Source organism: Geofilum rubicundum JCM 15548 (assembly GCF_000974365.1).
Lineage (GTDB): Bacteria > Bacteroidota > Bacteroidia > Bacteroidales > Marinilabiliaceae > Geofilum > Geofilum rubicundum.
The window spans coordinates 1-12,624 of the sequence record NZ_BAZW01000080.1 but is presented as its reverse complement, the minus strand read 5'-3'; the positions used below and the strand labels follow the sequence as shown (position 1 = coordinate 12,624).

The 12,624-nt window shown below is 42.5% G+C and carries 9 protein-coding genes; all 9 read right to left on the bottom strand.

All coding sequences use genetic code 11. The annotated features are described in order from the left end of the window. Positions 1–157: 157 nt before the first annotated feature. The 9 genes from JCM15548_RS18945 to JCM15548_RS18910 all read right to left on the bottom strand — a co-directional run bounded on the left by JCM15548_RS18945 (position 158) and on the right by JCM15548_RS18910 (position 12,501). Positions 158–1,165, bottom strand: coding sequence for a carbohydrate-binding protein (locus tag JCM15548_RS18945; protein ID WP_062128579.1), 1,008 nt, complete (start codon positions 1,163–1,165; stop codon positions 158–160). Next, positions 1,147–2,943: a cellulase family glycosylhydrolase gene (locus JCM15548_RS18940; RefSeq protein WP_062128577.1), complete on the bottom strand. Its 1,797-nt coding sequence runs from the start codon at positions 2,941–2,943 to the stop codon at positions 1,147–1,149. The genes JCM15548_RS18945 and JCM15548_RS18940 overlap by 19 nt, the downstream gene beginning before the upstream one ends. A 72-nt stretch (positions 2,944–3,015) precedes the next feature. Further along, positions 3,016–3,384, bottom strand: coding sequence for a DUF4998 domain-containing protein (locus JCM15548_RS18935; RefSeq protein ID WP_157482963.1), 369 nt, complete (start codon positions 3,382–3,384; stop codon positions 3,016–3,018). A gap of 7 nt (positions 3,385–3,391) precedes the next feature. Further along, complete coding sequence (locus tag JCM15548_RS18930; RefSeq protein WP_062128573.1) at positions 3,392–4,579, bottom strand: DUF4959 domain-containing protein; 1,188 nt, start codon at positions 4,577–4,579, stop codon at positions 3,392–3,394. A gap of 47 nt (positions 4,580–4,626) precedes the next feature. Continuing rightward, the gene (locus JCM15548_RS18925; RefSeq protein ID WP_062128571.1) at positions 4,627–5,217 is read right to left on the bottom strand and encodes a RagB/SusD family nutrient uptake outer membrane protein; all 591 of its coding nucleotides are present in this window, start codon (positions 5,215–5,217) and stop codon (positions 4,627–4,629) included. Positions 5,218–5,231: 14 nt separating this feature from the next. Next, a complete protein-coding gene (locus JCM15548_RS18920) occupies positions 5,232–6,545 on the bottom strand; it encodes a RagB/SusD family nutrient uptake outer membrane protein (RefSeq protein ID WP_062128569.1) in 1,314 nt (437 codons plus the stop codon). Positions 6,546–6,556: 11 nt separating this feature from the next. After that, complete coding sequence (locus tag JCM15548_RS25890) at positions 6,557–8,113, bottom strand: SusC/RagA family TonB-linked outer membrane protein (RefSeq protein ID WP_262487156.1); 1,557 nt, start codon at positions 8,111–8,113, stop codon at positions 6,557–6,559. Beyond that, on the bottom strand, positions 8,110–9,690 hold the full coding sequence (locus JCM15548_RS25885) for a SusC/RagA family TonB-linked outer membrane protein (RefSeq protein WP_262487155.1): 1,581 nt from the start codon (positions 9,688–9,690) through the stop codon (positions 8,110–8,112). Before JCM15548_RS25885 ends, JCM15548_RS25890 begins: the two co-directional genes overlap by 4 nt. A gap of 183 nt (positions 9,691–9,873) precedes the next feature. Further along, positions 9,874–12,501 carry a triple tyrosine motif-containing protein gene (locus JCM15548_RS18910; RefSeq protein WP_162198288.1) on the bottom strand — a complete coding sequence of 876 codons (2,628 nt, stop codon included), beginning with the start codon at positions 12,499–12,501 and terminating at the stop codon, positions 9,874–9,876. Positions 12,502–12,624: the final 123 nt, after the last annotated feature.

The window sequence follows — 12,624 nt, the reverse complement described above, 5'->3', positions numbered from 1 at the left end:
TCCCGTTTCACTTGTCCCGCCTTGCGGATTCCGCTACGCTACACCTCCCAACCTATCTCCCCTTCCTACCCCACCAACCCTCCAAACCCTTCCTACCCTATCGACCCTCCAAACCCTTCCTACCCTTCCTACCCTCCCAACCTATCAACCTATCGACCTAATGAGCAACCATCAACTTGGATGCATGCGTGCTGCCCTCTGATGTAACCTGAATGAAGTACATTCCACTGTGCCATGCACTGGTATCAAAGGTGTAAGCCCTATCCGCCCGGGCATCAATCATTTTGGATTTCACTACTTTACCCGATAAATTGTAGACATCGACTTTCGCATCGATCAGGTCCTGATTGAAAGAAAGTTGGAAATACTGGCTGCAAGGATTGGGATAGATCCTCATGGGGTTCATCCTGGTATCATTCAAGGAGGAGGCAGACCTTTCCTTGATCTCGAACCAACTCATATTGAACTCCTTGCTGGCGACATAAATCCGAAGCGTATAGTGCCCGGCAGGCAAAGTGATCTCTTCATTCTCAACGCGCCAGCTTTGCCATCCGCCTGTTGAAGGAACCGGGTAACTGCCAACCACTTGTTTCAAATTATTAACATCCAACAGCTGCACTTCAAAGCGGCCATTCGAAGCCGTTGCCGCAATGCTGTAGTTAAAGGCAAATGTCCCCTCCTCTTTAATGGTTACCAGAAAATCAATAAAATCCCCATTATCTGTATACCCAAAGTTTAACCCTCCGGGATTGGCAGCATCCTCCGTTTGCTCAAAAGATAGCCCCTCCTGATAATAGTAATCCTGTATTTTGACCCTTCCCGGTAGTTGAAGTCTGGTGGGCATATTATTGATGACTTCAAGCACAGAGAATTGTGTCAATGGACGTTGATAAATATCCTCTGCTGAAGTGCCCGAATAGTTGAGTATGATCAAATCCCCGTAATACATCCTGTCGACCATGGCTATTTCCAGAATCTTATCAGAGGAGGCGCTCCGCACAATGCGCTCTATTTGCAGTGGCTGTGTCCTGTTATAGACAGAAAAATCATCGACAGAAATAATGGCTGATTCTGACACGGCCGCATTCAGCGAGAGGTATATCTTATCGCCCTCATAAGAGGTTGCCGCCGCCACTGCTTCAAAATCTACCTGATCGATGGCCACCGGGTCAGAGAACTTAAAGTAATTGAGATTGCCACCCCCTTGAGATTTGTAACCTTCAATACATTCACGCCCTCATTAAGCACCACATTGTTAATCGTGAAAGTCTCATAACTCTGCCATCCGCCGGTGGAAGGTAAGGTCAGCACCGGCGTTACATCTGCACCATTGACCTGTATGCGCAATTTGGTCTGCGCATTATTGCTGGCATACCTTATAGAAAACGTATAACCGGCTGTTGCATCGGAAGTGATCGTATATTGCATCCACTCACCCGGCTCAAACCAACCCACATTATAACCATTTGTTGCGTCATTATCTGAACATGGCTCTATATCAACACCATCGTTCCTGTAGGACCATCCTCGATTCCATGTAGTAAAGGAACCGGTATCCACATGGTGATTGGCAGTATCGTTGTCGAAATAGGCGACGTTATTTCTGCCCAGATCGTAATCGGTGAAGAATATGGCTTCCCCAATGAGGTGCTTTTTGAACGGGATGGCTTCGTCGCTGTCAATTTGTCGGGTAAGGGCATCAATCACATCATACTGTACCGTACAATTTTCAATTTTATGGCTATCGGCCCATTTCATCACCGCGTCAAAAGCGGCATCTGCGCTCATTTGGGGTGTTCCATTTTTCCAGTAATTGAGCAAATTGGTATATTCCTGGGGAGTGGTAACCATCAGCACGTTGTTGATGCCACTTTTTTTGACGGGCCACCAGCTCCACCCAATATTATTGGCTTCAAAAAGCGATGTGGCATTGGTGAACCAGGTATTGGAGTTCTCGCCCGACTCGCTCATCCACAGTGGCACATTTAATCGATTGCGTTTTTCAAGAATCCAATCCAGTGCATTTGGGCCATTAAAATTCCAATACTTATGAAAGGTAAAGGCCAGGTTGTCATCGTAATGGGCCAATTCATCCATTCCGTTATAATTATTGCCCCAACAGTTACCCGAGACAAACACCAGGTGGTTGGTATTCACGGTTCGAATGGTATCAATCATGCGTTCAAAAATCTCAACAATCGGTTTGTTTTGCGAACAATTACAGCCGTTTTGATTGCCACTGTTTTCGAAATCCCAATTAATTTCATTGATGAGGTCAAATCCGCCTACCCAGGGTTCATCCTTATAGCGTTTGGCCAATTCGTACCATAAAGCGGTCAGCTTGTTTTGGTTTTGTTCACTTTCCCACAACGAGGGTTTGGACGGATCGTAATCCGAGATATCGGCATTTTTACCTTGTCCACCAGGCGCTCCATGCATATCGAGGAAAACGTACATTTCATTGGCAGCACTCCAGGCTATCAACTCGTCCAACATTTCAAAACCTTTATCCAGCCAGGTATTCTGACCAGGAACAGGCTCGTCCTCAATAGGCAGCGTAAACCATTTATAATGTAAGGCAGGCCTAATGGAATTAAAGCCCCAGGCTTTCATCGAATCCACATCGGCACGGGTAAAGTGGTTATCCAGCCATGCCTCGTAAAAAATATCGGTTTTTGCTTCTCCAATGGTTTCAATTAATTTTTCACGAAACTGCCACTGGGTGTTGATGCCTGCATCGGTCGATTTCATCATGTAGCCTTCCTGAATCATCCAGTTGCCGGTTCCAATGCTCCTTGATATAAAGTTGTGACCGTTACCATCTACAATATTTTTCCCCTCAGCGCGGAGAAATCCCTGTGACAAGGCATTATTGCCCGAAAGCAATAATAGAGGAAGTAGTAAAAGCAGGAACTTCAGCAGGTGTTGTACTCTATTTCTCATAATAACTTTGATTTAATCCGTATTATTCTGGATAAGCATACTGGTGCCATTCACCATAAAAGGAAAAGAGAACTATTCCTCTTCGCCACTTGGAAAAATGTAAACCTGGGCAGGCACTGAACGATTACCATGTTGATCAATCGTATAGACAAAAACCTGATAGCCCTTTAGTTCCAAATCGGTTAATTGATAGGAACTTATCAATTCTTCAGAATGGATAAGTACATCGTCATATACAATTTCAATCTTTTGGGCCATATCACCTGCTGGATTGGTCCACTCTAACAAGGCGGTTTTATACCCAATGTGAGCGGTTAAATCCATTACTTTTGGTGAATAAATGCGATGGCTGATGTATTGCTCGTAGTTATCCTCCATCTTTTCGCACCCTAGCAGGACGGTTATCACCAAAGCCATTAGCCAATATTTAGTCTTTTCCATAATCTTCTTAATTACTTCCGTAAAGCGTTAATTCTGAAACATTCACATAAATCTCACTACCGAAATTCTCCGTTATGGATAATTTTAAATATCTGGAGAGTTCAACGGCCGATGGCAGGTTGTAGCTATGGCCTTCGATAGCAGCCTTAATATAATCTTCAGGCACACGACCTTCTGAATCTCTGGGATCTTCCAGTGAATGTTCGGCAATCAGCGTCCAGTTGACTTTATCATCACTCGTATATAAACGAAAGGCTTTAAAATTCTCATCCTGATAATAGTAATACTCTGTTTCGTTACCATACCAATAAGCTCTTTGCCACAAAGTAAAACGGTTAACCACCGCATCATCCTGTCCCAAATCGATAACAATATCCAGCGGAAAATTTAACTGTCCCCCGTTATTGTCTCTCGAAATCATGGCATAACTACCCTGACCGTTCGAACCCAGGTAATCCATCTCACCGTCCCATAGATGGGCGGTTCTGCCCTCGTGGGCATTACCATCCACGCTCAGGTTTTCGACCAGGGTCCATAAAGATTTATCAATTTCCTCCTCAAATATGGGTGTATGGTTCCCCTTTGTCACCTTCTCCGTTTTATTTTCATAAAAATCTTCCACCATCACAAAAAACTCTTTGGGATTGGTTGTCATACCTCTGACAATCAACGATTCATTCTTCCGAGAGGAGGACAAATAGATGGGCTCTGACTCTTCTCCGCCTTCTTCTTTATAGGTCAACCAGGTATAGACAATATCAGCGGCAGGATTGGTCCAGTTGATTTTCACACCACCAAACTCAGGCATTATTTCAATGCTTTCTTTAACCATTTCAATGTTCGAAATAAGTGGCCTGATTTTTACTTCTACCGGCTCAGACTGTATTCTACTGCTATTCACAGCCACTACCTGCACAGTATGTTCTTCGGTGTCGTTGTAACCCTTTAGGTACAATGTGTCATTGTACAGGCTGCTGACAGCAAACAATTCCTGCCCCAGCGTATTGGTATAATAAGCTTTGGCAAAAAGGACGTCTGAATCATCAGGCAGTTGACAAATAATTTTTGCCCCTCCATTGGTAGGAATAACTTCAACCCCGGAGACTTTTCCAGGAGGCATAACGTTTTCTTCTTCGCCACAGGCAAGCAATATGAGCACTAAGGCCAGTATTGGAAATAATATTTTTGTATTCATATGTAGGTTACTTTTCATAGTCAGTTTAACACAAATTCATTCGGCAACTACCACCCCAAATTCTGTATCAGATTAGGGTTTCTGGATAGTTCTTCCGTTCTAATGGGTTGGAAATAGTCACGAGGGGTAATGAAAGAGCGCTCTCCCACGTTAATGAGCGTGTAAAACCGGGCAGCCTGATTCTCTGTTACACTCCAACCTTGTACAGGTGTTGCAAAGTATTCTTCTGCTTGCTTCCAGCGGCGAATATCATCATAACGATGACCTTCAAATGCCAACTCTATTAAACGCTCCTGCTGAATAATTTCACGCAAGCCATCTTGAGAAAGATGCTTGCCTACCGTCCTGGCTAAAGATGGATCAGACCAGGCATCTTCAACATTTGGCAAACCGGCTCTTTTGCGCACTTCATTGAGAGCTGCATAAACTTCGACGCCGGGACCTTTGTATTCATTGTAAGCTTCGGCATAGTTCAAATAAAGCTCCGACAAACGAATGAGCGGCCAGGGATAATTAATAAGATTGGCATAAGAATCGCCTTGTGTATCGGGATGAATGTATTTTTTCAAGCCATATCCTGAAACCAGATAGTCGTTGGAGCTCCCCATTTTTCCACCAGGCACTTCTCCATTGCGCATTCTCAAATGCTGTTTTATACCATGGGCCGGTTATAGCCTCTGTCAAAAGCAAGGGTGGCGTAAAACCTGGGCTCTCTATCGAAATGCAATTGCACGGTCTCCTGGCCTATTTGCACCACAAAGACACTCAGATCTGCACTAGCGCCCCTGCGCAACTCGAATTTATTATCGTAATCAAAAGTCAGATCCTGATCGATGGGTAAGCCATTTTTGGTATAATACAATTCGGCCATTCGATAGGTTGGTGACAACCATTGCCAGGCAGCTTCATTACTGGATGCGGCCGTGTTTTTTATTAAAGTGGAGGCCTGTATTTGATACCAATCACTTGTAACCCTCGACAAGCCCCAGATCAATTCACTGTTCCAGCGATCAACAAACATGAATTTATAGTTATAAATACTCTCAGTAAACGCCTGGTCATAAATAACATTGGCATTATCATAGTCTCGGTACTCACCATCAAAAAAATACATTTGCACCCCGTTACTTTCTGCCAGTTGAATGGCGTATTCTGCCGCTTCCAGTGCCGTGCCCCATTTTTCACTATCGTAACTGGTATTAAACAAGGCTTTTCCATTCTTGTCCGTATAGCCAGCATAAAACTGCGCATTGCCGTTAAAAAGCGGACTGGCGGCATAAAGCAAAACCCTTGACTTCATAGCTGCGGCTATGGTTCTGTCCACACGACCCAGAAAGTTTGTATTGGTCACCCGTGCAGGTAAATCGGGAATGGCCAGGTCTATTTCAGTCTCGATGAAATCAAAGCACTCATCCACTGAATTTCTAAACACACGCACTTCATCAGGCGATGCCGATATCGGAAAGTTTTTATCCATAATTGGAATAGGACCGTAACGCATGACTAGTAAAAAATGATAATAGGCTTTTAAAAACCGGACCTCTGCACCCCACTCCCGCTTTTCCCTTTCAGTCATATCAGGCACATTGACAATGTTCTCCAAAAAAATATTGCAATCATTAATGGCATTGTACAAAGAAGGTTGCCAGCTTCCCCCGTTATAACCTTGCCAGAGCGACAACAAGGGATTGCCAACGGATTGTTTTCCTCTCATGATCTCCAGACCATTCACCGACTGACGAATGGGTGAGGTTAACTCATCCGTCAGTGTGGCATGGGAACCATATAAATCATCACTCTTTGGTAAGTAGGAATAGCAAGTGGCCAAAGCCTTGTAAGCTTGCTCCTTTCGTTCAAAAACCAAGGACAACTCCTGGGTTTTTTCAGGTACAATATCCAGATATTCGCAACCCGTGGCGAATAAAATTAGCAGAAGTACTACCAGTACATTTATATGTTTTTTCATTATCATTTCAATTAAAATGTTACGTTCATACCAATATTAAATATGCGTTGGGTAGGATAACCCAAGCCATTGTCACCCATCTCCGGATCCCATAATTTGAATTTACTGAAGTAAAGCAGGTTGTTTCCGCTTACATAGAGTCTGAGGTTATCCGCATTTATTTTTTGTAAGACGGATTGGGGCAAACTATAGCCCACTTCAAAACTTTTCAGTCGCAGAAAACTGCCATCTCTCAACCACCAGGTGGAGCGTTGCTCATTATTTGCAATAGGTGTCGTACTCAGTCTGGGCCAGAAAGCGTAGGGATCGGGATTGAACTCCGACCAGTGATTATCGGCAATAATGTCCAGGGCATTGCGCTCATTAACAAAGGGCGCAATTTTATCCGGTGCAATCATAAACGATGACCGCGCCGAGCCTTGAAAGAAAAAGGAAGCATCGAAACCTTTATGCCCGGCCGTTAGTCCAAATCCATAAATAATTTCAGGAACAGTGGGGAAACCAATGGGCACTTGATCATTCTCGTCTATTCTGCCATCGTCATTAATGTCCACATACTTAATATCACCAGGCAGATAGTTGTTACCATAAGTCTGCACCGGAGAATTCTGAATATCGGCCGCATCAATAAACAAGCGGTCGGCCACCAAACCCCACATTTGATTAATGGGATAGCCCACACGACTCATATAATCATACGGATACTGTGGCTCGCCATTGGCAATGACTTCGTTTGTAGCATAGGTGAAATTAGCCCGCCCTATCAAGTATAAACCATTAAAGAACGAGTGGTTATAATCTGCAGAAGCATCAAAGCCGTGGGACATCGCTTCACCAATATTGCTTTTTATCTGTGATGAAAGACCACTGGTAGCAGGGATATATTCATACGGCATATAAATATTGGAACGGTTTTCCCTGAAATAATCGCCCTGTAGGGTAAGCTTATCAAACAGAACCATTTCCATTCCAATATTCAATTTTTCTGCTATTTCCCATGTAACCGATTCATTGGCATAGCGACTAATACTATAACCATTGTACAAGGTAGAAAAATCCTGTCCCCAGGCATAACCTCTGCCGCCATCGTTAATATTGACATCGGACATATAAAAGAAGCGATCACTTTCTGCAGATATGGCATCGTTACCCACCAGACCATAAGTAGCCCTAAATTTCAGAAGGTTAATCGTTGGTTTTAGTCCGGTCCAAAATTTTTCTTCTGAGATGGTATAACCAATACCAGCAGATGGGAAAAATCCAAAGCGGTGCTCTTTGGCAAAGCGCTCAGAACCATTGTATCCAAAGTTTAACTCCAAAAAGTATTTCTTATCAAAGCCATAAGTCGTACGACCGGCTAAACCCATGTTTCGGGCAGGCAATGAAGTATATACATTACTGGCGCCCTGAATGGTGTTTAAACGCTCTTCCCGAGTGTAAACAAATAAACCACCCACACTGTGTTTTCCAAATTCACGGTCATAAACAGTGGCCAACTCAAAATAAACCCGGCTATTGGCATTGGTCCACGTACTGGGGTCATTCAAATAGTCCGTACCTTCATTCAATTGTATAATCCCAATTTTTTCATCAGGCGATTCGGCAGTAGCTGGCTGGTAATACAAGCATCATAGTAAAAGGGCTCAAAACTTCTACTACTTCCATAAGAACTATAGTTTCTAATGGAAGCCATCCCCCTGGCAGATAATCCTTCGGTAATACCTCCCAAATCTTGGTCAATTTGAAACTGAGAAAGAATGGTGGACGAAAACTCATCTCTGTATCCCTTAACCATGTCGGCATAGGGATTTGGATAAAACTGACCGCCTCCACGACTTTTATTGCCAAACATGGTGTGATTGACAAATTCTGTTGAACTTGATCCGATTAATACATGGGGACTTCTGGGAAAATATTTTGGAAAAGTCACCGGATTGGCATTCATGACACTTCTGAATACATCAGAAGCATTTTCCGATGGCCCCTTGTATTGCGTAAACAAGGAATAAAGCTTGGTAGAAAGCTTCGTTGTTTTGGTTAAATTAATGTTGACATTGGCTCTTAAATTGTAACGCTTAATGTCGATGTTGTTATTAAAATTATTTTGATTATCTACTTTAAGCAAGCCCGTTTCGTTATTAAAGGAGGCTGACACGTAATACTGAGCAATTCCCCCGCCACCTGTAACATTCAGGTTGGCACGTGAGTTATAGGTTTGATTCTTGAACAACTCGTCATACCAATCGACAATTGGATAAATGAAAGGATTTAGGCTGTTACGTGTATGTTCGATTTTTTCTTTGGAATAAAACAGCTGCGCTTCAGGGACTCTGGTTCGCAGTGCCTTATTATATTGGTCCATGTAATCCACCCCATTAAGAAAAGAATTCAACTTAGTTGGACTGGCAATGGAGGTTTCAACACGGGCCGTAATTTTTGCCTTGCCTTCTTTTCCTTCTTTTGTATTAACCAGAATAACGCCATTAGCACCACGTGCACCGTACAAAGCAGTGGCTGTGGCATCTTTCATAATGGAGAAACTGGCAATATTATCGGGCTCAATTCGGGCCAGATCCTCTGAGGATATTTCAAAGCCATCCAATAGTATTAATGGACTGTTGGCATAACCAAAAGAGGTCACTCCCCGGATAAAAAATTCGGAGTTGTCGCGTCCGGGTTCACCTGAACGTTGATAAGACACAATACCAGCCATTCTTCCGGCAAGTGCTCCGGTCAGGTTCGAGGCCGGCTGCTTGAGTTCAGCAGGCCTGATGGTCGTAATAGAGCCGATGACACTCTCTTTTTTTTGCTTTGAAAAAGCCACTACCTGAACTTCTCCCAGTTGGGAAAGGACTTCAGCCAATACGATATCCATTTGGTTGGAACTCCCAACAATTCGTTCTATCGTTTCAAAGCCAATAAAAGAAAAAACAAGGGTATCCCCTTCTGCCACATTCTGAAGAACATAGCGCCCGTCAAAATCTGTAATTACACCATTGGTCGTATTCTTTTGAACAACATTAACCCCGGTTAACGGGTCGCCATTGGGTTCTACTACCAAGCCTTTAATCAACTTAGATTGGGAAAAACCAGCCGTAGTTAATAGCAGCAATAAAAAGACTGTGGATAATTTTAGTATTTTCATTAGATTCAGATTGATAATTATTCGCTATTGATTTTCTTGTTCGGGAGACAAGAATATTCAAACCATAGCGCTCTATCAAATCTGACATCTGGATTTAGTCTAAACCACCTGAAACGGTTATTATCAGAAACTAGACAAGTAATACTAAACCATTTATTTACTGGATCTTACAAATGCAATTTTTTATAAATTTCTAACAAAATTATTTAAATCCTCATCGCGACTTAATCCTAATTTTTTACGAATCCGGTAACGACTGGTGTCAAAACTACTGTTGGAAATATTGAGAATGGCTGCAATTTCTTTTGAACTCATATTGGTTCTGATCAATGTAATAATTCGAATATCATTATCAGTCAGAGCAGGATAATCCTTTGACAGACGAACAATCAGTTCCTGATTATTTTCAGAAAAAAGCTGGTGATATAAAAACTGCTTCTTTTCATTATTGAGCTCTTCATCAATTTTGGCTACGCATCGGGTGGCTTCTGAATTCCGCATTCTGGTCAAAATACCTTTAAGGTCCTGCAAGAAACTGTTCTTATGTGAAATGATTTCCAGAAATTGCATCAACTGTTCATTCTTAGTCCTGACAGCCTCTTTCTTCAGTCGCTTCTCATAAGCCAATTTGTTCAATCGGGCATTTTCTTTAAGCTCATGGAAGATCAATTGAGCCACATAACCAAATACAAGCAGACCTAGAATGATAATGGGAAGCACAATCCATAAATTCTGATGCCATTTGGGTTTAATACCAATGGCTAATTCGGTCTGGGTAATAACCGATTGATTCACTCTGGTTTGAAGCAAAAACCGGTACTCACCTCCGCTTATCCTGGTATATTCCTTTTGGTTAATTTGACTGTCCCATTCGGTCCATTCCTTATCATAGGATTCCAGCATATACCGAAACTCTGTGAACTCATAGTCCGAATAGGGTGATGCAAATTGAAACAGTAGGTTATACCGGCCCTCCGGCAAATTTATCGTACGGTCTTTAAATGGATAGTAGAACTTTTGATAAGTACCCATAGAGCCAACATTGACGGAAGTAATGACTGGTTTCTTTTGAATGGCGGATGACTGATATTCCAGATTAAAAACCACCACCCCACGGTCTGTCGCTATTCTCAGTTCATTGTTATACAAATTCAAAAAGGGATCTGCTTTAATCAAATCGTTTTTAACTGAGCTAATGAATTTCTCATAAGAATGTACGGTTCCATCGGGTAAAGTGACAAAAAGTTTAATGTCATCATTGGCGACATAGGCTATAGCACCATTATTCACAGCAATATCCAGCGTTGAAATCCCCTTTTCAGCCACTTGATTAAATGGCGCCTGTTCTATAGGAACAAAGGTCTCTGAATCTGACTCATAGGACAATAAACCCAGCCCATTGTAAAAAACCAACCCCGATTGGGTCTTAAAGAAACGCTCCATTTCATCATGCCATTTGACCTCCACCTCATCGGTATTCAGCACAAATTGCACCAAAGGTTTGTATTTGGTGTCTCCCCAAATACAATCAGATTCGGCGTCATAGTATAATTTGGGATTTCCCCAGACATTTAAATTGGTAACAATATAAAATTTCCCCTGTAAATAACGGGCCAACAAAACACCGGTGTAAGCGGACAACAAATAATACTCCGATTGTCCAAATCTGGCAATATCCATGACGCCAACCGCGTCGAATGCCGGCGATAGATGGTTTTCATTAATTTGAAAGACGCCTTTATTGTGGCAGACATAAAGCGCATCACCGATGGCCCTTATGCGCCAAACCTGACCGGCAGTGCCTTCCATAAATCGAAACGGCTCGTTGTTTTCAGAGACAAAGGCCCCCTTGTTGGTGGATAAGTAGGTTTTGTTCCCAACGTCCATAATATGATAGGTGGCGCCATTCGCAAAAACCGGATAAATGGATTTCTTCAACTCAAGCTTGGCAATTCCATAATCCAGGCCCAACCAAACACTATTATCCTCATCTGTTTCCACACTCAAAACGGTATTATCGAGCAAGCCCTGAGCCGTTCCAATTACAGAGATGTCTTCAGAAGCCATATCTACAATTAATAAACCGGAAGTCACTGTGCCCAATAAAATAGTATGCTTATTGAGCGATCCTCCTGAAAAGAACTGCTCTTTGTCGAGCTTTCCCCAAAAGTCAAATCTGGACAAGGTGTTTTTGTCGTAAACAAAAACATCATCCATTGAAACGATAAACAACCGGCTATCGTGGACAAAGGCTTTTCGTACTTCAGATGAAAGATGTGGGGAAAAGGACTCTCTGTGATAGAACCGGTCATCTCTAATAACACCAATTACCCCTTGCATGGTAATGGCCCATAACTCATTCTCCCATTCAAGTATGGTCCAAAACTCCTCCGCAAACGGGGTATTATGAATGGTTTTGGTAGCCTTATCAAAAAATATTAAATTCAAATAGGACTGGAAAACAATCTGGTTTTCAAATTCAATAATGTTCCAAATAATCTCATTCTCCAGATCGCCCAGCTTTTTGTATTCCAAAGAACCTTGATCATTTTTGAAAAAATAGCCATATTCTTGAATGCCGCCCACCCAGATAGTATCATTGGCAACATGCAGGGCTCTTACAGTCCCGCCTTTTTCAAGCTTCTGAAGCGTCCATTCTCCAAAAATATTACAGAGCAAACCATCTGTGTTGGCAAAGTAGATAACCCCATCCTCATCTGTGGCCACATCCCAGTTTTGCCTTCCTGCATGGTAGTCGGACTTTTCAAAAGACCTCACCAATGGGATCATTCTTGACGAAGAGGCTTCCAACCCAACCAGGGTTAAAACACAAAAAAACACTAGGAATTTTAATACAAAACACTTATTAACATTGAATCCCATAAGAAAAATTTACACTTGTATTTCACCGCATTGACTTTTCAAATATAAGGT

Bases quoted from the DNA above. Each gene is read 5' to 3' on its own strand.
- JCM15548_RS18940 (WP_062128577.1), bottom strand. From the start codon at position 2,943: ATGAGAAATAGAGTACAACACCTGCTGAAGTTCCTGCTTTTACTACTT.
- JCM15548_RS18935 (WP_157482963.1), bottom strand. From the start codon at position 3,384: ATGGAAAAGACTAAATATTGGCTAATGGCTTTGGTGATAACCGTCCTG.
- JCM15548_RS18930 (WP_062128573.1), bottom strand. From the start codon at position 4,579: ATGAATACAAAAATATTATTTCCAATACTGGCCTTAGTGCTCATATTG.
- JCM15548_RS18925 (WP_062128571.1), bottom strand. From the start codon at position 5,217: ATGCGCAATGGAGAAGTGCCTGGTGGAAAAATGGGGAGCTCCAACGAC.
- JCM15548_RS18920 (WP_062128569.1), bottom strand. From the start codon at position 6,545: ATGAAAAAACATATAAATGTACTGGTAGTACTTCTGCTAATTTTATTC.
- JCM15548_RS25885 (WP_262487155.1), bottom strand. From the start codon at position 9,690: ATGAAAATACTAAAATTATCCACAGTCTTTTTATTGCTGCTATTAACT.